Here is a 20464-nt window from a genome sequence, read left to right on the forward strand (position 1 = left end):
CGGTCGATCGCCGGAGCTACCGTCGCCGCCTCAGTCGCGAAGCGCCCTGCGCAGCGCGTCGAGGTCGGCGTCGGTGACTCCGGCGGCCTGCAGGAAACCGTCCAGCGAACCGAAGTTCTCGGCGATCGAGCGATCGGCGGCATCCAGATAGGCGGTCCGCACGCCGAGCACTTCGTCGGAGAGGCGCGCCTCGGTGAAGGTCAGCATCTCCGGCGTGATCTCGGACTCGGGGCGCTGCCGGATGATCTCCATGAGCCGGTCGCGCAACGCCGGGACCGCGGCATTGCTGCGCAGGTAGTCCTCGACGACGGCGTCCTGGTCCACCCCGGCCGCCCGCAGCACCACCGAGACGACGAACCCGGTGCGGTCCTTCCCGGCGAAGCAGTGCGTCAGGACCGGCCGGCCCTGGGCGAGCAGGGACACCACCCGCTGCACCGCGCGGCGAGATCCGGCGAGTGTGGGAAACCGCGTGTACTCCTCGGTCATGTAGCGGGCGGCGACGTCGGCCGCGGAATCCTCGTCAGGCTTCTCGGCCATCATGTTGCGGAACGCGTCCTCGTGCGGCGCCGAGCTGTCCGGTGACTGATCGCCGGCCAGATCCGGGAAGGGCAGCAGGTGGATGCCGACGCCGTCGGGCACCAGGCCGGGTCCGCGGCGGGTGACCTCACGCGGCGATCGCAGGTCGGCCACGTCGGCCACCCCCAGTCGCAGCAGTTCCTCGCGGCCTTGCTGCTCCAGGCGGCTCAGTTCGCTGGAGCGGAACAGGCGGCCCGGGCGCAGCGCGCCGGTCGACTCCGAGACGTCGCGAAAATTCCAGGCCCCGGGCAGTATCGGCTGGGAGGTCACCCGGCCACGATAGGACACCGGGCCGCCGGACTTCGTGGGCAGACGCCAAACGACCCCCGATCCAGCTGGATCAGGGGCCGTCGGTCGGTTTTTCAGGCTTAGATCGGCGGGTAGTTCTGCGGGGGGTAGCCGCCACCGCTTTCGACGCCGCGCAGGCCCCAGGTCAGATACTTGAAGAAGAACTCGGCTTCATCGCTCAACTCGTAATCCGGATTCGGATCGTAACCGTAACCAGGACCCATGTCGTCAACCCCTTAGCTTGGATTCCACCAGTTTAGTCGGCCGGTCAACACCACCCCAGCGGACTGCCTAGAATTCTTCCAACCAGTTGATAGACGCGCCGACGACACGGCCTGGCCGAAGAGTGAGTGGACATGACAAACGGCAAGGCCACGTCCGGAGGGCCGACCCAGAGCCCTTCCCGTCGCGAAGAGCTGCTCGCGGTCGCCACCAAGTTGTTCGCCGCCCGTGGTTACCACGGCACCCGCATGGATGACGTCGCCGACGTGGTGGGGCTCAACAAAGCTACCGTCTACCACTACTACGCCAGCAAGTCGTTGATCCTGTACGACATCTACCAGGGTGCCGCGGAGCGGACGCTGGCGGCCGTCCACGACGACCCGTCCTGGACCGCGCGTGAGGCGTTGTACCAGTACACGGTGCGCCTGCTCGACCAGATCGCGGTCAATCCAGAAGGCGCGGCGGTCTACTTCCAGGAGCAGCCCTACATCACCGAGTGGTTCACCGAGGAGCAGGTGGCCGCGATCCGGGAGAAGGAAGCCCAGGTCTACGAGCACGTGCACGGCCTGATCGACCGCGGTATCGCCAGCGGCGAGTTCTACCCCTGCGATTCGCACGTGCTGGCATTGGGCTACATCGGCATGACGCTGGGGGCCTATCGATGGTTGCGGCCCAGCGGGCGCCGCAGCGCCAAGGAGATCGCCGCGGAGTTCAGCACCGCGCTGCTGCGCGGCCTGATCCGCGACGAGACGATCCGGGTCGAGTCGCCGCTGGGGGTTTACCCCGACGGCGAGGCGAGGTTGCGGTCCAAGAACTCCAGCTGATCGGCGACCACCCGCTCGAAGGCATCGCCGACGTAGATGTCGAAGTGGCCCTCGGGATATCTCTTGACGGTGCCCCGGGGGGCTTTTGCGGCGTAGCGCAGGGTCGGCCCCGGCGGGGCGACCGAATCGGTGTCGCAGACGCAGAACAGAATCGGACATGACACCTTGGCCGCCAGCCGGCCCGGGCGGTAGGCCAGGATCTTCATCCCGATGCGGGCGGCGACCTCGTTGCGCAGGTTCTGTCCCGGCGGGACCAGCTTCAGGTAACCCGGGTAGGCGTCCGGCGTCGTCATCAGGGCGACGTCGCCGGGGCGACCGGCGGTGGCCACCAGCACCGGCGGGTTGCCCAGCCGGGCCGCGGCCAGATCCCGCAACGCCAACACGCTGATCCGCGCCGTGGTCAACGGCGGAATGCAGCGCGCCGAGGCGATTCCATCGGTGAACGGGCATTGCGCCACCACCGCCGCCACCGGCAGCCGGGCCGCGGTGGCGATCACGTGCCCGCCGCCGAACGAGGTGCCCCACAGGCCGATCCGGTTGCGGTCGACGCCGGGCAGGGTGTGCGCAAAGTCGACCGCGGCCGACCAGTCCGCCAGCTGCATGCCCACGTCGAGCAACTGGCGCGGAGCGCCGTCGCTGTCGCCGAAGTTGCGGTAGTCGAATACCAGGCAGGCGTAACCGGCCGCGGCGAATCGCTCGGCGTAGGCGTCCAGGCGCATTGTCCGCACCGCGCCCAGGCCATGTGCCATGACCAGCAGCGGTGCGCCGTTCGGGCCGGATTCGTCGGGCCGGTACAACCATGCGCTGATGCGGACCGCGCCGGATCGGAACGAGATGTCTTCGCGGGTAGCCATGCTTCAAGGTAGCCCGGTGTGTGATAAACCGGCTTCGTGACCGCAACGGTGACCGCGAGCCTGATGCGGAATCTGGCAGAGGTGGTGGGTCCCGCCCACGTCACCGACGATCACGACGTGCTGGCCGGCCGCAGCGTCGACTACACCGGCCGCTACCGGGGCCGGGCGGGCGCGCTGGTGCGGCCCGGATCGCCGGAGCACGTCGCCGCGGTGCTGCGGCTCTGCCGCGACGCCGGCGCCCACGTCACCGTTCAGGGCGGGCGTACCTCCCTGGTGGCCGGCACCGTCCCGGAGTACGGCGACGTGCTGCTGTCCACCGAGCGGCTGAACACCGTCGGTGAGGTCGATACCGTCGAGCGCCGGGTGGCGGCGGGCGCCGGTGCGACCCTGTCGGCGGTCCAGCGCGCGGCGGCCGGCGCCGGGCTGATCTTCGGGGTCGATCTGAGCGCCCGCGACAGCGCCACCGTCGGCGGAATGGCCTCGACCAATGCCGGCGGGCTGTACACGGTGCACTACGGCAACATGGGCGAACAGGTGCTCGGTCTGCAGGTGGCACTGCCGGACGGCACCCTGGTGAACCGGCACAGCTCGGTGCGAAGCGACAACACCGGCTACAACCTGCCGGCGCTGTTCGTGGGGGCCGAAGGGACGTTGGGTGTCATCACCGGACTCGACCTGAGGCTGCATCCCATTCCGGCGCACCGGGTGACCGTCGTCTGCGGATTTGCCGAACTCGAGGCCCTGGTCGAGGCCGCCCGGGTCTTTCGCGATCTGGACGGCATCGCCGCCCTCGAAGTGATCGATGCCCGCGCCGCGGCGTTGACCGGGGAGCGGCTCGGCGTGCCCGCGCCGGTTGCCGGCGAGTGGTTGTTGCTGGCGGAGCTGACCGGTGATCATGACCAGACCGATCGCCTCGAGGGCCTGCTGGCGCGGGTGCGATCCTGCGCGGAGCCGGCGGTGGGGTCTGACCTCGCGACGCAGCAGCGACTCTGGCGGGTGCGCGAAGCGGTAGCCGACGTGCTGGGAGCGTTCGGCCCCCCACTGAAGTTCGATGTCTCACTGCCCCTGGCGGCCGTCGCCGGATTCGCCGCGGCGGCGAGCACGCTGGTGCGCCACCATGCACCGGAGGCGCTTCCGGTGCTGTTCGGTCATATCGGCGAGGGAAACCTGCACTTCAACGTGCTGCGCTGCTCGGAATCCGCCGAGGCGGGCCTGTATGCGGCGATGATGGAGCTCATCGCCGAGTGCGGCGGCAACGTCAGCTCCGAACATGGAGTGGGAAGCCGAAAACGGGCCTACCTGTCGATGTCGCGCGGGCCGGCCGACATCGCGGCGATGCGGACGATCAAGGCAGCGTTCGATCCGACCGGGTATCTCAATGCCGCGGTGCTCTTCGACTAGTCGCGGTGCTTGCTGCCGACGGCCTGGCGCAGCTGAGCGAGGAACTGCTCGGAGTCGTCGCTGCGAATGATGTAGTGCGAGATGGCGATCCGGATAGCCGCGGCCGCCTTCACTGCGGCATCAGGTCCGGTCAGCATGCGCTGCAGGCCCTCGCGCATCGGCACGATGATCCGGGAGAAGTCGGCCAGCACGTGCTTGGGTTCGATGTCGATCATTCGCACGCCCGTCGAGGAGTGCTGGTAGTCGACAATGAAACGCAATGCAGCGTCGAGTTTTTCGGCTCCCTTGAGTCCTTCGGTGGCGCTCGCCAGACCGCTGTCGAAGATATGCCGCTCGTAGCGGGAGAACGCAGAGATCAGTTCTTCCTTCGACGGGAACCATCGATACAGGGTCGGACGGGAGACCCCGGCCTGAGCGGCCACCTCGGAGAGGCTGAGCTTGGTCATCCCATTGCGCCCGAGCACCTCGGCGGTGGCCGCAAGGATCCGCTGCCGCGTCGAGTTGTCGGGGGTGTCCACCGAAGGGGTCATTGCGCAAACTTTACAAAGTAGGGAAGGAGTGTCACGGAAGTTCGGTGCTCGGACATCGTTCCTCGCCGCCGTGGGTCCCGGGCCGGGCCGTGAGTCGATTATCGCGATCGAGGCGCCTGACGTCACATCCGACAAGCCGGCGCTGTCGCGTTGACCGGGGATCGGCAGGGCTGCCGGGGGCGATCAACGACGGCGCACCAGGACCGACTGCTGGATACCGGCCACCGCGCCGGCCTGGTCGAACAGCGTGCCGATGGTCGTCCCGATGCCGTCCGGCCCGTAGTTGGTCTCGGCGCGGATCCCGATCCATTCGCCGTCGGGAATCCGGTGCACGTGCACCACCAGGTCGGTGTTGAGGAACGTCCACGTGGTGATGTCGAGCTTGGTGCCGACCCCGTTGGCGTCGTCGGCCACCGCGAACAGCCGCTGCAGTGGTGTCATCGCCTCGCCGTTGACAAGGTCGACGATCGGCGAGATCCACGACTCGCCGGCCCCCGGTGCCAGCGGCGTGGTCAACCACCGCCAATCCAGGCTGTGCACGTAGTTGCGGTCCCAGTTGCGCTGCATGTCCATGCCGCGCGCCTCGTGGACCGGCCGCAGTGGAGGCGCCGAGGCGTGCTGCACCTCGGAGGTGTCCAGCTTCTGGAGCCGCCAACCGGTCGCGCGGGCCACCGGCCGCAGGAGCCGGTCGGGCCCCGCCGCCAGCATTTGAGCGCTGAGGAGTTCGATCTGCCTGCCGGGACGGTCCACCTGGCCCCGCACCCACAGGTCACCCTCGGCCGGTACTGGCCCCAGCAGGTCGATGGTGACCCGGCTGAGCCGGGTGTCGTCGCGGGCGTCCAGGCGCTCCAGCGCCCGGACCAGCAGCGCCGACACCGGCGCGGCGTGCTGAATCTGAGCTGACCAGGTTCCGCGGACGAAATCGGTGGCCACGAACCTCTCGCCGCGGGAGTCGTCGGGGTCCAGCAGCTCGTAGTAGGCGTCGGTCATGGCATCCCTTTCAGGGCAATCCGGCGCCGGGAGTCTCCACGGTCACCGTGTCCAGCCGTGAGTCGCGGGTCCCGATCAGCCGCTTGGGGTAGGCGCTGGGACTTGTCAGCAGAAACAGGGTGCGGCGCTGCCGGCCGCCCAGTGCGCAGGCGATCGCGGCCCGGCCGCCGGTCGCGATGCGGTCGGTCACGATGCCGCCCTCGACGATGCGTTCGAACTGATTCGCCAGCGTCATCGCCGTCCAGACCCCTCCGGCGGCGTCGAGCGCGATGCCATCCGGCGGTCCGTCCAGCCCGTCGGCGAAGGTGCGGCGGGCTCGCAGTCCGCCGTCGGCGTCGATGGTGAACCGGGTGAGCCGGCGGCCCATCGACTCGGCCACGGTCAGCGTGGTCCCGTCCGGGGAGATCACCATCCCGTTCGGAAAGTCGAGGTCCTCGGCGACAATGCGCACGCTCGCGTCCGGATCCACGCGTACGAGAACCCCACCGGAGGGAGCCTGTGACCCGATGTAGCAGCGGCCCGCCGCGTCCACCACCATGTCGCCGAGATCGGCCGGCACGCGGTCAGCCAGATCGACCAGCGTGGTGACCGAGTCGCCGTCGTAGCTGAGCACCTGACGATCTGCGGCCGAGGCGATCAGCAGCGTGCCGTCCGGCCGGAAGCCCAGCCCGCTGGGGCTGTGGCCCGGCAGGGGAACCGTTGTCATCGAGCCGTTCAGCGTGACGGTGTGGATCGCCTCGCCGAGCATGTCCGAAAACCACAACAAGCCCTCGAACCAGCGGGGCCCTTCCCCGAAGCAGAAGCCGCCCGCCAGGGGTGCAGGCGTCGACGACGTGGTGTCGACGTCTGGCTGCGAACCCGTCTCGGCGATACCCAACACTGTCGCCCTCCTGTCCGGCCGCCCTGGGCGCGGCTTGCACACACTTTACAAAATGCGCCCAAAATGTCACGCTCGCGGAATGTCTGAAACATCCGCGCCAACCGAGACCTCCCCCGCGACGCACTGGTCGGTAAGCGGCCTGCTGGACCTGTTCGAGGTGGTTGCCGACGGTCCGGACCGCTTCGTCGGCGCCACCGGACTGGCCGGCGGGGACGAGCGTCAGGTGGTGGAGGGCACCCAGTTGGTCGCGCAGGCCATCGTGGCGGCGGCGCAACGGTTCGCGGACAAGTCGATCCGGTCGGTGCACGCGGTGTTCGCCCGGGCTGTTCTGGTGGGGCCGCCGGCGGAATACGCGATCGATGTCGTCAGCGAGGGGCGCTCCACGGCCACCGCGGTGATCTCGGTCCTGCAGAACGGCAAACGCTGCGCAACCATCACGGTGCTCGCCGATGTCCCGTCGGCCGACATCATCACCCACCACCTCCCCCGCCCGGACGTCACCGCCCCGGCGGAGGCCAACCCCTGCGTCATGCCGATGACCGGAAGAGAGGTGCGCCTGGTCGACGTGGTGGACGTCAACAGTCCTGACGAGGTAGGGCCCCCGGAGCTCTACGCCTGGCTGCACTATGACCCGATTCCTGCCCGTGATGATCTCGCCAAGGCCCTGATCGCTTATTTCACCGGACATCTGGGGATCTCAACCACGATGCGCGCGCATGCCGGGATCGGAACGAGCCAGTCGCACGTGACGGTGTCCACAGCTCCCATGACCGTCACGGTGAGCTTCCACGAGCAGGTCCGCTGGGACGGCTGGCTCCTCTACAGTCACGAGAGCACGCAGGTGGGCGCGGGCATGTCCTACGTTCGCGGAACGGTGCACACCGAGAAGGGCGAACTCATCGCCTCCTTCGCCCAGGATGGGCTGATCCGGCCATTGCGTACCAGCGACAACACCATCGCCGAGCACTCGCGGCTATAGCGGCAGACGCCCAGCCGGTTTCGGCAGCTCGGCAAAACCGGCGGCCCGGGACAGATCGAAGCTGAAAAGCCCGGAAATCGCCGCGCTTTCGGGCAGCGGCTCCAGGTAGGCCCACGCCACGTCCGGTATGACGGTGTCACCGACCACCGCGCTCCAGTAGCTGGCGTAGCCCTTGTAGTTGCAGTACGTCGACGTCGCCGATGCCTGCAGCAGGTCGGTGCGCACGTGGTTCGCGCTGACGTAGAGCCGCGGGGCCAGGGCGGTCTCGAACAGGATGATCGTGTCGTCGGTGTCCACCAGGGCCACGCCGGCGACCTCGACCCGCAGGGCTCGCCGGGTAGGGCGGCAATCGATCCGGTGATAGGGGTTCGGCGGGTAGTGCACCAGCCGACGGCCCTCCTCGAGCCAGGTGTCCACAGCGTCCCAGGCAACCTGCACGAAGCCGGGCGCCTCCGGCAGCGCCCGATACGGCAGCCCGCGAACGGCGTCCTCGCGAAAGGCGTAGCTCAACGGCTCGCCCTGGCGATGCACCAGCAGCACCTCTTCGGTGTCGATCACGCAGCGCTGAGCGCGGATCGCCTGCACCCGGCGCGGATGCGGCTCGACGTAGACCAAAGCGCCGGTGATCTCCGGCGTGAACCAACCGGCCCGCTCAGTGCTGAGCGGACCATGCCCGGCAACCAGACTCACGTGCCCTCACCCCTTGCCCCCGGTCGTGTCCACCGAATTCGGCTTTACAAATTCTGCTCCAACTGTAATATCACCGGAAGTTGTGCTGCGCGGACGGACCGGGCTCGTCGGACCGGCGGCACCGTCTGATGGTCCTCGCGACGAGCTGGGAAGATGTGATGACGAGTACCGCTGCGGCCCTTGATTCCCCGGCGCACGAACCGTGTCTGCGCTACCGACTCGACGTCATCGCCCGCGACGTCGCCGGCCTGGTGCACAGCGCCGGCGGCTGGCTGTACCAGCGGGCGGCGACCGGCTGGGACGTGCGCGTGCGGGTGCCCTCGCACCTGGACCTGCGGCCGTTGCAGATCCTCGGTCTGACCACCGCCGACCTGGAGGCCCACCTTGCCGCGCCCGAGCGCGAGGCGCCCGGGCACGCCCTGGCGGTGGCCGCCGAGGCGCTCCGCGCCGACACGCGGATCCACCAGCGGGTGCAGCAGGCGCTGCGGTGCAGCCTGACGGAGCTCGTGGTGTGGGGGCGGCCCGCGACGCTGGAGCTGGATCACCGGCTGCGCGCGGTCCAGCACACACCCACCGTGGCAGGACGGGCGTTCAAACGACGGGCGCTGGCCGCCGCCGGCGGGGAGGTGGGGCGCATCGACGGGCCGGAGACATTCCGCAGCGACCAGAGTCATTGCCTGCCAGTCGCTTCCGATCTGGTATCGGTCTGCTGATGCGCAAGTACTACGACCACACCCTGCTGTATCTGCACGAGACGATCGATCTGGGCCGCGGCACCAGCGACGACTTCACCCGCCACTTCACCGAGACCTACCAGCCCATGATGACCGACCTCGGCGCCCGCCTGTTCGGACTGTGGGAGTCCACCGCCTACAACGGGCATTGGCCGCAGGTCACCGTCATCTGGGAGATCGACGCGTTCGCCGACTACGCCCGGATCGGGCGGGCACAGAGCCGGGGCGGCAGCCACGCCCAGCCCGCGGCCGATTGGTCGGCTTACCTGGCCGGCATCGGTGCCTCGGGGGAGGGCCGCATCATGTATCCCGGGCCGCGCAACAAGACCCTGTCTGCGCTGTGCGACTCCGGCTTCGACGCGACCGTGGTGATTCAGGAAATCATGCAGACCAAGCCCGGTCGCCAGGACGACTACATCCGCGAGCTGGAGCGGCTGTACGTGCCGTGGTCGGAGCGCACCGGAAAGCGCTGGCTCGGTTCGTTCACCACCACGTTCCGCTTCAACGAGGTCATCCACTACTGGGCGCTCGACGGCGGATGGGACTGCTTCGCCGAGCACTACCCGTCGTGGAAAGACCACCCGCCGGCCGAGATCGTGACCTGGATGAGCGTGGCGCCTGCCTTGCGTGACGGCTGGGAGGACTCGATCCTGCAGGCCTTGCCCCCCTCGCCGCTCCAGCGAGACAACACGTGACAAGCGTTGCGGCGCCGGAGTTCTCCTACGACCCCTTCGATCCGGCGGTGATGGCCGACCCGCTGCCGTACTACCGCGTGCTGCGCGACCGTCACCCGCTCTACTACGTGCCGCAGTGGGATCTCTACGCACTGTCCCGATTCGACGACATCTGGGATGTGCTGGCGGTCAGCGACGGAACCTTCGTGGCCTCCGAGGGCACCCTGCCGCCGGCCAGCGTGTTGGCACAACACAACAACGGCCCGGTACCCGACCCGCCGCTGCATCCGCTGCCCTTCCACGCCGTCTTCGACAAGCCGATCTATGACGACATCCGGCGGCTGCAGTCGCCGGCATTCCGGCCCCGGTCGGTGGCCGACTGGCAAGACCGCGTCCGTACCCTGGCCAACCAGCGGCTCGACGAACTGCTTCCGCGCGGTCGCTTCGACTTGACCTGTGACTACGGCGGAATAGTGGTGGCCCAGGTGGTGTGCGAACTACTGGGCATTCCCATCGACCTGGCCGCGGAGGTACTCGCCGCGGTCAACGCCGGGAGCCTCGCGCAGGCCGGCAGCGGGGTGGACACGGCCGCGGCGCGACCCAACTATCTGCAGTACCTCATCCCGGCCGTGCAACGCCGCCGCGCCGAGCGGGATCACGGCGCACTGCCGATCGTCGACGGAATGCTGGCCTACCGGTTACCGGACGGCAGCGACCTCGACGACGTCGAAGCCGCAACGCAGCTGCTGTGCATCTTCATCGGCGGCACCGAGACGGTGCCCAAGATCGTGGCGCACGGACTGTGGGAGCTGGCCCGCCGGCCGGACCAACTGGCCGCGGTGCGATCGGATCCCACCAGCACGGTGCCGCGCGCACGCGAGGAGATGATCCGGTACTGCGCCCCCGCGCAATGGTTCGCCCGCACCGCCCGCAAACCCTTCGCATTGCACGGCAGGACGATCGAGCCCGGTCAGCGCATCATCGCTCTGTTGGCATCGGCGAACCGGGACGAGCGTCAGTACCCGAATCCCAACGAATTCCATTGGGACCGAAAGATAGAAAGGTCGCTGGCTTTCGGGCGCGGACAGCACTTCTGTATCGGTTATCACCTGGCCCGGCTGGAAGTCACGGTGCTGGTGGAGGAATGGCTGCGCCGTGTCCGGGAGTACCGCATCATCGAGGACGGCGCGACCAGGCTGCCGTCCAGCTTCCAGTGGGGTTGGAACAGCATTCCGGTGGAGGTGTAGAACATGTGGGCACACCGGTTGATCGCGCCGTATCAGTTCGAGCGAGTCGAGGTTGCCGAACCCGCCGAACAACAGGTCGGCCCGGGCCAGGTGCTGTTGCGGTTCGTCGCTGCCGGAGTGTGCGGCAGCGACCTCCCGGCCTTTCGTGGCGCGCAGGGCAGGCTGCCCGGTGACGACGGTGCCGGCGCCGCCGAGAAGCTCGGCTTTCCTATCCACGAGATCGTCGGCGACGTCATCGTCAGCCGGCATCCCCAGCATCGGCCCGGAGACCGCGTCGTCGGCTGGGCCTCAGGCTTCGACGGCCTGATGGAGCAGGTGGTCAGTGACGGCGACGGGCTGCTGGGATATGACCCGGCACTGGATCCCGCCCGAGCGGTGGGTCTGCAGCCGCTGGCATGTGTGCTCTACGCCGTCGAACAGTTGCCCGACCTCGCCGGGCGCCACGTCGCGGTGATCGGTCAGGGCTCGATCGGCCTGCTGTTCAGCGTCGTGGCCAAAGCCGCCGGCGCACGTCGGGTCACCGGGGTGGACCCCGTCGACCGCCGCGATGTGGCCGCCGCGTTCGGCGTCGACTCCGTCATCCAGGCGACCAGCGACCGCTGGCTGCGCCACCTGGACCCCGCCGACCGGCCGGAGATCGTGATCGAGGCGGTCGGCCACCAGGTCGCCACCTTGGGCCACGCCATCGAAGCCGCCGCACCCGGCGGGACGGTGTTCTACTTCGGAGTCCCCGACGACGACAGCTATCCGATCAACATGCGCGCCATGCTGCGCAACAATCTGACACTGATCTCCGGGATTACCCACGACCGTCGGCGGATGCTTTCGGCCGCAGCGCGTTTCGCCGCCGATCATCCCGAACTGCTGGGCGACTACGTCACCCACGTCTTCGGTTGCCACCAAGCGCAGGACGCCTTCGAGCTGGCGGCACGACCGGTTCCGGGCCGCGTCAAGATCGCGATGGTCGCCTGATGTCGGCGTTGGGCGACGCGCTGGCGCAGCGGGCACCGCTCTGGGGCGGCTGGATCACCGGTCCAACCGTGTTGGGGCCCGAGGAGTTCGCCCGCGCCGGATACGACTACGTGGGCTTCGACGCCCAGCACAGCTACCTCGATGACGCCCGGATCGCCTCGATGCTGCGCTACACCGAGCACCTGCCGATCGCGACGGCGGTCCGGGTGCCCAACGCCGATCCGGCCCCCATCGGCCGGGTGCTCGACGCCGGAGCCGACGCGGTCATCGTCGCGCTCATCGAGACGGCCGAACAGGCGGCGGCCGCAGTCGCCGCGACCCGCTATCCGCCGGCGGGCAACCGCAGCTTCGGGCCCCTGCGGGCCGCATTGGGCCGCGACCTGGGTGCCCTGGAGGCGCGCGCGGACGTGTTCGCCATGATCGAGACCGCAGCGGCATTGGCCGACCTGGAGCGGATCTGCGCGGTCCCCGGACTGGCCGGCGTCTACGTCGGGCCCGCCGACCTGGCCATCTCGATGGGGGTCGACGTCGCCCGGGCCACCACCGATCCCGGCATGCTGACAGCGATGGCCCGGATTCAGCGCGCGGCATCCGAGGCGGGCGTGACTGCGGCGATTCACGCCGGCTCGGGCACCGCTGGTGCGGCGCTGGCCGGTCTGGGATACCAGATGATCACGCTGGCCGCCGAGTCGCAGGCACTGCGGCGCGGAGCCATCGACCACCTCGACGAGGCGAGGGGCCGATGAGTCAACCACGCGTGGCCCTGGTCACCGGTGCGGCCCGCGGCCAGGGCTGGGCGATCGCAGAACGGCTACGGGCGGACGGATTCGCGGTGGCCGCCTGCGACGTGAACCGGGCCGAGCTCGATGCCGCCGTCGCCGCGCGCAACGACGACGCGCTGATCGGCATCGGGCTGGACGTGACCTGCCCCGAGCAGTGGGACGCGGCCGTGGCCGCCGCTGTGCGCCGGTTCGGCGCGTTGACGACGCTGATCAACAACGCCGGGACCCTGCACCGGGCGCCGATCGCCGACGAGACCCCGGAGGACTTCGAAAGGGCCTGGCGGGTCAACTGCCTGGGCCCCTTTCTGGGCATCCAAGCGGCTCTGGAGCAGCTGCGGCAGTGCGAAGGCGCCGCCATCGTCAACACCTGCAGCACCGGGGCGATCCGCCCGTTCCCCCAGCACAGTGCCTATGGCTCCTCGAAATGGGCGCTGCGCGGGCTGACCCAGACCGTCGCCGCCGAACTGGCCCCGGCGGGAATCCGGGTCAACGCGGTCTTTCCCGGGCCGATCTCCACCCCGATGCTCGACGACGTCACGCAACAGCGACTGGCCGCCGTGGCGGCCAGTGGCCGGCTCGGCCGCCCCGGCGAGGTGGCCGATGCGGTGGCATTTCTGGTCTCGCCGGCCGCGTCGTTCATCACCGGGGCCGAACTGATCGTGGACGGCGGCCAATGTCTGCAGATCCGATGAAGCCGCCCAAAAAGGGGCTGTCGATCGGCGTCATCGGCGCCGGTCCGGGCGGCCTGGCCTTGGGAATCCTGTTGCGGCGTGCGGGCTTTTTCGACTTCACCATTTTCGACCGCGAGGACGGGGTCGGGGGGACCTGGCGGATCAACACCTATCCGGGTCTGGCCTGCGATGTCAGGTCGCACCTGTACTCCTATTCTTTCGACCTGAACGCCCATTGGTCGCGGCAATGGTCCCAGCAGCCGGAGATCCTCGCCTACTTCGAGCGTTGCGCCGCCGAGCACGGCCTGACCCAACATCTGCGGCTGGGCACGGAGATCTGTTCGGCCCGCTGGGAGGAAGACCGGCGGCAGTGGTGCCTGGGTGCCCGCGACGGCGCCGAGTACCGGTTCGACGCGGTGGTCTCGGCGGTCGGCCTGTTCACCCGGCCGGTGCTGCCGGATCTGATCGAAGAGCAGCCCTTCACCGGCACCGTCATGCACTCGGCGCGGTGGGACCATACGGTGCCGATCGCCGGCGCGAAGGTCGCGGTGCTGGGGACCGGTTCGACTGCGGCGCAACTGCTGCCGGAGCTGGCCGAGGTTGCCGAGAAGGTGTACTCGCTGCAGCGGTCGCCCACCTGGATCCTGCCCAAACCCGACCGTCCCTACACGCCGCTGCAGCGGTGGGTCTTCGCCCGCGTCCCCCTGGCCAAGCGGCTGTATCGGCTGCGGCTGTGGCTGCGCAGCGAAGCGAACATCTCGGTGATCGAGAGCGGCAGCGACAGGACCAGGGAGCTGACCGATGTCGCGCGAAAACTGCTGGACACCACCATCTCCGACGAGAGCCTCCGGGCAGAGCTCACGCCCGATCACCCGTTGGGCTGCAAGCGTCTGGTCTTCTCCTCGGAGTACCTGCCGGCGCTGGCGCGGCCCAACGTCGAAGTGGTGAACAGCCCGGCCGCGGCGTTGCGTGCCCGATCGGTGGTCGCCGAGGACGGCACCGAGTGCGAAGTCGACGTGGTGGTCTGCGCCACCGGGTACGCGGCCGCGGACTACCTGGGTCAGATCGAGGTGACCGGTGAGGGAGGAACCACGCTCAAGCAGGCCTGGAGCGACGGGCCGCGCGCCTATCTCGGTATGGCGATGCCCGGTTTCCCCAACTTCTTCATGCTCTACGGACCCAACACCAACGTCGGGTCCAACAGCGTGATCTTCGTGCTGGAAGCCCAGGCGCGATACATCGTGCGGGTGTTCAAGCACCTGCGACGCACGCGCAAGTCCTATGTCGCCGTGCGGCCCGCCGCGCTGACGGACTTCATCGCCAAGGTCGACCGGTGGATGCGTAACACCGTGTGGACTTCCCGATGCAGCAACTATTTTCGGGCGGCAAACGGACGCGTGGTGACGCAGTGGCCGCGTAGCGCCGGTGCCTTCTGGGCCATGACCCGCAGGTTCCGGCCCGCCGACTTCACCTTCGAACCGGTGGTCAGGGCCGACCGAAGGTGATGATCTGCCGCACCGCGACGCCGTCGGCGAGCTGGTCCATGGCCTCGTTGATCCGCTCCAGGGGCAAGGTGGACGACACCAAACGCTCCACCGGAAGCCGCCCCGCCCGCCACATTTCGACAAAACGCGGGATGTCGCGCGCGGGAACCGCTGACCCCAGATAGCTGCCGATCAGCGAGCGGCCCTCGGCGACCAGCCCCAGCGGCGACACGCTGATCCGGGCGTCCGGAGCCGGCAGGCCGACGGTGATGGTGCGCCCACCGGGCGCGGTCAGACCGATCGCCGCCTCCAGCGCGGCGGGGTGCCCCGCCGCCTCGATCACCACCGGGGCGCGCACGCCGGCGGCGAGAGCCTGCTCGGGGGTGTACGTCCGGTGCGCGCCCAGCTCGGCCGCGGCCGTCAGCTTGTCCGGCAGCCGGTCCACGGCGACCACCTGCACCTCGTCGTAGGCCAGCGCGGTCAGCACCGCGGCCATCCCCACCCCGCCGAGGCCGACCACCACGACGGTCTCACCCGGGCCCGGACGGCCCACGTTGAGCACGGCACCGCCACCGGTCAGCACCGCGCAGCCCAGGAGGGCTGCCACCGCCGGAGGCACGTCGTCGGGGACCGGCACCGCGCTCGCCTGGTTGACCACCGCATGCGTGGCGAACCCGGAGACCCCGAGGTGGTGATAGACGGTCTGGTCGCCGCGGTGCAGCCGCAGCCCACCGCCGAGCAGGGTCCCCGCACCGTTGGCGGCGCTGCCGGGCTCACACGGCGCCATGCCGTCGGTGGCGCACGCCGGGCAGGCGCCGCAGCGGGGCAGGAAGGCCAGCACCACCCGCTGTCCGGTTCGCACCGCGGTGACGCCCGCACCGACCGCCTCGACGATCCCGGCGGCCTCGTGGCCGAGCAGCATCGGCACCGGTCGCACCCGGTTCCCGTCGACCACCGACAGGTCGGAGTGGCAGACCCCGGCGGCCTCGACCCGCACCAGCAGTTCGCCCGGCCCGGGCGGGTCCAGCTCCACCTGTGCCACCGTCAGCGGGCGTGAGGCGGCATACGGGCGCGGCGCCCCGATCCGCTCCAGCACCGCCCCGCGGATCGTGGTCATGCTGGAATACAACCATGAGTTCGGACGCAGCGGTCCCGCCCGCGCCGGAAGGCCTGACCAGCCACGACTTCCCGGTGCACTGGCCGGTGCTGACCCGCTGGGCCGACAACGACATGTTCGGTCATCTCAACAACGCGGTGTACTACCAGCTGTTCGACACCGCCATCAACGGCTGGATCGCCGCCCATGTGGACACCGATCCGGTCGCCACACCGCAGCTGGGGGTGGTGGCCGAGTCGGGTTGCCGCTTTCTGGGCGAACTCGCCTTCCCGGACCGGTTGGCGGTCGGGCTGGCCGTGACCCGGCTCGGACGGAGCAGCGTCACCTACCGGCTCGCGGTGTTCCGGGCCCCGGACGAGCGCGGCGCCGAGCCCGCAGCGGGGGCGCCACTGGCCGCGCTCGGGCACTGGGTCCACGTCTACGTCGACCGCACCACCCGCCGGCCCGTGCCGATTCCCGACGGTATCCGCGCGCTGCTGAGCACCGCCCAGGTTTAACTCGGCGGTCGTCCGGCCGGTGGCTATGCTCGGCGGGTGCCGCTCGTGAGCAAGACCGTCGAAGTCGCCGCCGATGCCGCCACGATCATGGGTATCGTGGCCGACTTCGAGGCGTATCCGCAATGGAACGAAGAGGTCAAAGGAATTTGGGTGCTGGCCCGTTACGACGACGGCCGGCCCAGCCAGCTGCGCCTGGACGCGTCCTACTCCGGCTTCGACGGGACCTTCATCCAGGCCGTGTACTACCCCAGCGAAACCCAGATCCAGACCGTCCTGCAGCAGGGCGACCTGTTCAGCAAGCAGGAGCAGCTGTTCTCCGTGGTCGAGATCGGTCCCACGACGTTGCTCACCGTCGACATGAATGTCGAGACCGAGATGTCGGTGCCCAAGCCGATGCTCAAGAAGGCCTTCAACAACGCCCTGGACTATCTGGCCGACAATCTCAAACGGCGCGCCGAAGCACTCGCGGCAGGCTAGCCTCAGCGTCGATCAAGCGGCGGAAGCCGTGTGTCGTCGTCAATACGAAGCGGGAGATCCGAATTGAGCCACGCAACCGTCGATCCCGCCGAGCAGCCTTACCGTGCTCGTCGACAGAACTGGGTCAACCAGTTGGACCGGCACGCGCTGATGCAGCCGAACGCGACGGCGCTGCGCTTCCTCGGCCAGACCACCACCTGGGCGCAGCTGCGTGACCGGGTCGCGGCGCTGGCCGACGCCCTGAGCCGTCGCGGGGTCCGCGCCGGCGATCGGGTGATGATCCTGATGCTCAACCGCACCGAGTTCGTCGAGTCGGTGCTGGCCGCCAACATGCTCGGCGGAATCGCGGTCCCGGTGAACTTCCGGCTCACCCCGCCGGAGATCGCCTACCTGGTCGGCGACTGCGAGGCCAGGGTGCTGATCACCGAACCGGCGCTGGTGCCGGTCGCCACCGGCGTGCGCGAGCTGACCGAGTTGCTGGAGACCGTGGTGGTGGCCGGTGCTCCCAGTGACAGCGATGCGGGTCTGATCGGCTACGAAGACCTCATCGACGAGACCGGCGAACCGCACGCGCCGGTCGACATCCCCAACGACTCCCCGGCCCTGATCATCTACACCTCGGGGACCACCGGCCTGCCCAAGGGCGCGGTGCTCACCCACACCAACCTGCTGGGCCAGACCATGACGGCGCTGCACACCTCCGGGACCGGCACCGGCGACGTGGCGTTCATCGGTGTGCCGTTCTTCCACATCGCCGGGGTGGGCAACCTGCTGCCCGGCATGTGGCTGGGCATCCCGACCGTCATCAATCCGCTGGGCGCGTTCGACGCCGGCCAACTGCTCGACGTTTTGGCCGCGGAGCGGGTGACCGGGATCTTCCTGGTGCCGGCCCAGTGGCAGGCGGTCTGCGCCGAGCAGCAGGCCAACCCGCGTGACATCTGTCTGCGGACCATGTCGTGGGGCGCGGCGCCGGCCTCGGATGCCCTGCTGCGGCAGATGGCGGAGACGTTCCCGGGCACCAAGATCCTGGCGGCCTTCGGGCAGACCGAGATGTCGCCGGTGACCTGCATCCTGCTGGGCGAGGACGCCATCAGGAAACTCGGTTCGGTCGGTACCGTGATTCCGACGGTCAGCGCCCGCGTGGTCGACGAGCAGATGAACGACGTGCCCGTCGGCGAGGTGGGCGAGATCGTGTACCGGGCGCCCACCCTGATGAGCGGCTATTGGAACAACCCCCAGGCCACCGCCGAGGCCTTCGCCGGCGGCTGGTTCCACTCCGGAGACCTGGTCCGCATGGACGAGGAAGGCTACGTGTGGGTGGTCGACCGCAAGAAGGACATGATCATCTCCGGCGGCGAGAACGTGTACTGCGCCGAAGTGGAGAACGTGCTGGCCGATCACCCGGACATCGTCGAGGTGGCCGTCATCGGCCGCCCGGACGAACGGTGGGGCGAGGTGCCGGTGGCGGTTGCTGCGTTGTCCCGCGAAGGGCTGACCCTGGCCGAGCTCGAGGTGTTCATGACCGAGCGTTTGGCGCGCTACAAGCACCCCAAGGCACTGGAGATCGTCGAGGCCCTGCCCCGCAACCCGGCGGGCAAGGTGCTCAAAACCGAACTGCGAACTCAGTTCGGTTCGGCCCGCTGAACCGATTAGGTGCACGGCTTTCACTATGGCGATCAGTGAGGTGGCAGGGCGTTACTGCCCGGTAGGAAACGCGCGTGGGTTCCGTCCGTTCAATGTTCCTCTCACGGAGCCATCAGGTATGGTCCGATGGTCGCCAAAGGCACTCGGGGCCGAGAAGGTGACGCCGGTCTCGCTGATCGACGGACGGGAGAAGACACTGTGCGACGCGGTTTGTTGCTGAGTCGTGCGGCGGGATCTTTTGTGAGGGGGGTGGTGTGACCGCTCCAGCGAGTCCCCGTGTCGCCGACTTCCTCCGGGATCGTGTGCTGCCGCCGCTGATCATGGTCGGCGGTTTCTTCAGGATGTGTGCCCTGACCGCCCGGGCCCTGTTCGTCCGGCCCTTCCAGTGGCGCGAGACGCTGCAGCAGGGCTGGTTCATCACCAGCGTCGCCATCATCCCGACCATCGCTGTCGCCATCCCGCTGACCGTGCTGCTGGTCTTCACGCTCAATATCTTGTTGGCGCAGTTCGGTGCCGCAGATGTGTCCGGTGCCGGCGCAGGCATCGCGGCCGTCACCCAGTTGGGTCCGCTGGTCACTGTGCTGGTGGTTGCCGGCGCCGGGTCGACCGCGATCTGCGCCGACCTGGGGGCCCGGACCATTCGCGAGGAGATCGACGCGATGGAGGTGCTGGGTATCGACCCCATCCATCGCCTGGTGGTGCCAAGGGTGATCGCCGCGACCGTGGTGGCCCTGCTGCTCAACGCACTGGTGATCGTGATCGGCCTGGCCGGCGGCTTCCTGTTCGGTGTCTACCTGCAGAACGTGTCCGGTGGCGCCTACCTGTCGACGTTGACTCTGCTCACCGGGTTGCCCGAGGTGATCATCTCGACGGTGAAGGCGAGCGTGTTCGGACTCATCGCCGGCTTAGTCGGTTGCTATCGAGGGCTCACCGTGCGCGGTGGCTCCAAAGGCCTGGGCACCGCCGTGAACGAGACCGTCGTGCTGTGCGTGCTTGCGTTGTTCGCCGTGAACGTGGTGCTGACCACCATCGGCGTGAAGTTCGGAACGGGGACCTGACATGTCGACATCAGCGGTGGTGCGAGGTCGCTTTCCCGGCCTGGTCGCCAACTATCAGCGCTATGTCGGGGTAGCTGGCCGCACGCTGGAGAAGAGCGGTCGGCTCGGTTGGTTCTCGGTGGCCGCCCTTCGGCAGATTCCGTGGGCGCTGCGCCGGTACCGCACCGAGACGCTGCGTCTGGTCGCCGAATTGGGGATGGGCACCGGAGCCATGGCGGTGATCGGCGGCACTGTCGCGATCATGGGTTTCGTGATGCTGGCCGGCGGTTCGCTGATCGCCATCCAGGGCTTCACCTCGCTGGGCAACATCGGGGTCGAGACCTACACCGGTTTCGCCGCGGCCCTGGTCAACGTGCGCGTGGTCGGTCCGGTCAACGCCGGTATCGCCTTGGCGGCCACCGTGGGAGCGGGCGCCACCGCCGAATTGGGCGCGATGCGCATCAGCGAGGAGATCGACGCGCTCGAAGTGATGGGGATCAACTCGATCGCCTACCTGGTGTCGACGCGTGTGGTGGCCGGTTTCACCGTGATCATTCCGCTCTACGCGCTCGCACTGATCATGGCGTTCGCCGCACCGCAGATCGTCACCACGTTGTTCTTCGGCCAGTCCTCGGGCACCTACGAGCACTACTTCCGAACGTTCCTGCGGCCAGATGACGTGTTCTGGTCCTTCATCGAGACCATATTGATCGCGGTGGTGGTCATGATCACCCACTGCTATTACGGCTTCAACGCCAGCGGGGGACCGGTCGGCGTGGGCAGCGCGGTCGGCCAGTCGATGCGCCTGTCCCTGATCACCGTGCCCACCGTCGTGCTGCTCGCCGCGTTGGCGCTCTACGGCGTCGACCCCAACTTCAACCTAACGATGTGACG

General features: G+C 68.7%; 23 protein-coding genes. 15 read left to right on the forward strand and 8 right to left on the reverse strand.

The window, feature by feature from the left end; genetic code table 11:
- Window positions 1-30: 30 nt before the first annotated feature.
- Together AWC02_RS02815 and AWC02_RS21085 are read right to left on the reverse strand one after the other, a co-directional pair.
- Window positions 31-846 (reverse strand): tyrosine-protein phosphatase, encoded by an 816-nt coding sequence (locus tag AWC02_RS02815; RefSeq protein WP_085127143.1) that lies wholly within the window; start codon window positions 844-846, stop codon window positions 31-33.
- Window positions 847-944: 98 nt separating this feature from the next.
- The gene (locus AWC02_RS21085; protein WP_109560840.1) at window positions 945-1088 is read right to left on the reverse strand and encodes a hypothetical protein; all 144 of its coding nucleotides are present in this window, start codon (window positions 1086-1088) and stop codon (window positions 945-947) included.
- 132 nt (window positions 1089-1220) lie between these two features.
- Here AWC02_RS21085 and AWC02_RS02820 point away from each other — a divergent pair, with 132 nt between their 5' ends.
- Window positions 1221-1910: a TetR/AcrR family transcriptional regulator gene (locus tag AWC02_RS02820; protein WP_085127037.1), complete on the forward strand. Its 690-nt coding sequence runs from the start codon at window positions 1221-1223 to the stop codon at window positions 1908-1910.
- Here the strand turns inward: AWC02_RS02820 and AWC02_RS02825 are convergent.
- Window positions 1865-2764 carry an alpha/beta hydrolase gene (locus AWC02_RS02825; protein ID WP_085127039.1) on the reverse strand — a complete coding sequence of 300 codons (900 nt, stop codon included), beginning with the start codon at window positions 2762-2764 and terminating at the stop codon, window positions 1865-1867. The genes AWC02_RS02820 and AWC02_RS02825 overlap by 46 nt on opposite strands.
- Before the next feature lie 60 nt (window positions 2765-2824).
- On the opposite strand from AWC02_RS02825, the gene AWC02_RS02830 reads away from it, so the two are divergent.
- A complete protein-coding gene (locus AWC02_RS02830; RefSeq protein ID WP_085127145.1) occupies window positions 2825-4165 on the forward strand; it encodes an FAD-binding oxidoreductase in 1341 nt (446 codons plus the stop codon).
- Here AWC02_RS02830 and AWC02_RS02835 read toward each other — a convergent pair.
- The 3 genes from AWC02_RS02835 to AWC02_RS02845 all read right to left on the reverse strand — a co-directional run bounded on the left by AWC02_RS02835 (window position 4162) and on the right by AWC02_RS02845 (window position 6565).
- On the reverse strand, window positions 4162-4695 hold the full coding sequence (locus AWC02_RS02835; protein WP_085127041.1) for a TetR/AcrR family transcriptional regulator: 534 nt from the start codon (window positions 4693-4695) through the stop codon (window positions 4162-4164). The two genes, AWC02_RS02830 and AWC02_RS02835, sit on opposite strands and share 4 nt — an antisense overlap.
- A gap of 183 nt (window positions 4696-4878) precedes the next feature.
- Window positions 4879-5685 (reverse strand): thioesterase family protein, encoded by an 807-nt coding sequence (locus AWC02_RS02840; protein ID WP_085127043.1) that lies wholly within the window; start codon window positions 5683-5685, stop codon window positions 4879-4881.
- 10 nt (window positions 5686-5695) lie between these two features.
- Complete coding sequence (locus AWC02_RS02845) at window positions 5696-6565, reverse strand: SMP-30/gluconolactonase/LRE family protein (protein ID WP_085127044.1); 870 nt, start codon at window positions 6563-6565, stop codon at window positions 5696-5698.
- Window positions 6566-6644: 79 nt separating this feature from the next.
- Between AWC02_RS02845 and AWC02_RS02850 the strand changes: the two genes are divergently transcribed.
- Window positions 6645-7544 carry an acyl-CoA thioesterase gene (locus AWC02_RS02850; RefSeq protein WP_085127046.1) on the forward strand — a complete coding sequence of 300 codons (900 nt, stop codon included), beginning with the start codon at window positions 6645-6647 and terminating at the stop codon, window positions 7542-7544.
- On the opposite strand, the gene AWC02_RS02855 is transcribed toward AWC02_RS02850, so the two are convergent.
- Complete coding sequence (locus tag AWC02_RS02855; protein WP_085127048.1) at window positions 7539-8234, reverse strand: DUF427 domain-containing protein; 696 nt, start codon at window positions 8232-8234, stop codon at window positions 7539-7541. The genes AWC02_RS02850 and AWC02_RS02855 overlap by 6 nt on opposite strands.
- A gap of 158 nt (window positions 8235-8392) precedes the next feature.
- On the opposite strand from AWC02_RS02855, the gene AWC02_RS02860 reads away from it, so the two are divergent.
- From AWC02_RS02860 to AWC02_RS02890, 7 genes are read left to right on the forward strand one after another with little or no spacing between them, the layout of a single operon-like run.
- Window positions 8393-8947: a hypothetical protein gene (locus AWC02_RS02860; RefSeq protein WP_085127147.1), complete on the forward strand. Its 555-nt coding sequence runs from the start codon at window positions 8393-8395 to the stop codon at window positions 8945-8947.
- A complete protein-coding gene (locus AWC02_RS02865) occupies window positions 8947-9663 on the forward strand; it encodes an NIPSNAP family protein (RefSeq protein WP_085127050.1) in 717 nt (238 codons plus the stop codon). The genes AWC02_RS02860 and AWC02_RS02865 overlap by 1 nt, the downstream gene beginning before the upstream one ends.
- Before the next feature lie 50 nt (window positions 9664-9713).
- The gene (locus AWC02_RS02870; RefSeq protein WP_085127149.1) at window positions 9714-10889 is read left to right on the forward strand and encodes a cytochrome P450; all 1176 of its coding nucleotides are present in this window, start codon (window positions 9714-9716) and stop codon (window positions 10887-10889) included.
- 3 nt (window positions 10890-10892) lie between these two features.
- Window positions 10893-11861, forward strand: coding sequence for a zinc-binding dehydrogenase (locus AWC02_RS02875; protein ID WP_085127051.1), 969 nt, complete (start codon window positions 10893-10895; stop codon window positions 11859-11861).
- The gene (locus AWC02_RS02880) at window positions 11861-12607 is read left to right on the forward strand and encodes an HpcH/HpaI aldolase family protein (protein WP_085127053.1); all 747 of its coding nucleotides are present in this window, start codon (window positions 11861-11863) and stop codon (window positions 12605-12607) included. The genes AWC02_RS02875 and AWC02_RS02880 overlap by 1 nt, the downstream gene beginning before the upstream one ends.
- Window positions 12604-13335 carry an SDR family NAD(P)-dependent oxidoreductase gene (locus AWC02_RS02885; protein WP_085127055.1) on the forward strand — a complete coding sequence of 244 codons (732 nt, stop codon included), beginning with the start codon at window positions 12604-12606 and terminating at the stop codon, window positions 13333-13335. Before AWC02_RS02880 ends, AWC02_RS02885 begins: the two co-directional genes overlap by 4 nt.
- On the forward strand, window positions 13317-14819 hold the full coding sequence (locus AWC02_RS02890; RefSeq protein ID WP_085127057.1) for a flavin-containing monooxygenase: 1503 nt from the start codon (window positions 13317-13319) through the stop codon (window positions 14817-14819). The genes AWC02_RS02885 and AWC02_RS02890 overlap by 19 nt, the downstream gene beginning before the upstream one ends.
- On the opposite strand, the gene AWC02_RS02895 is transcribed toward AWC02_RS02890, so the two are convergent.
- Window positions 14800-15915 carry an alcohol dehydrogenase catalytic domain-containing protein gene (locus AWC02_RS02895; RefSeq protein ID WP_085127059.1) on the reverse strand — a complete coding sequence of 372 codons (1116 nt, stop codon included), beginning with the start codon at window positions 15913-15915 and terminating at the stop codon, window positions 14800-14802. The two genes, AWC02_RS02890 and AWC02_RS02895, sit on opposite strands and share 20 nt — an antisense overlap.
- Window positions 15916-15929: 14 nt before the next feature.
- Between AWC02_RS02895 and AWC02_RS02900 the strand changes: the two genes are divergently transcribed.
- The 5 genes from AWC02_RS02900 (at window position 15930) to AWC02_RS02920 (ending at window position 20462) form a co-directional block, all read left to right on the forward strand.
- Window positions 15930-16412, forward strand: a complete 483-nt coding sequence (locus AWC02_RS02900) for an acyl-CoA thioesterase (RefSeq protein ID WP_085127061.1) — start codon at window positions 15930-15932, stop codon at window positions 16410-16412.
- Between the two features lie 36 nt (window positions 16413-16448).
- Window positions 16449-16889: an SRPBCC family protein gene (locus tag AWC02_RS02905; protein WP_046320410.1), complete on the forward strand. Its 441-nt coding sequence runs from the start codon at window positions 16449-16451 to the stop codon at window positions 16887-16889.
- Window positions 16890-16952: 63 nt separating this feature from the next.
- Entirely contained in the window at window positions 16953-18533 is a 1581-nt protein-coding gene (fadD5, locus tag AWC02_RS02910; protein WP_109560841.1) for a fatty-acid--CoA ligase FadD5, read from the forward strand.
- Window positions 18534-18853: 320 nt separating this feature from the next.
- Window positions 18854-19591, forward strand: a complete 738-nt coding sequence (locus AWC02_RS02915; protein ID WP_109559839.1) for an MlaE family ABC transporter permease — start codon at window positions 18854-18856, stop codon at window positions 19589-19591.
- 1 nt (window position 19592) lies between these two features.
- Entirely contained in the window at window positions 19593-20462 is an 870-nt protein-coding gene (locus AWC02_RS02920; RefSeq protein WP_085127066.1) for an ABC transporter permease, read from the forward strand.
- Window positions 20463-20464 lie beyond the last annotated feature (2 nt).

It is taken from the genome of Mycolicibacter engbaekii, from assembly GCF_002101585.1.
GTDB lineage: Bacteria > Actinomycetota > Actinomycetes > Mycobacteriales > Mycobacteriaceae > Mycobacterium > Mycobacterium engbaekii.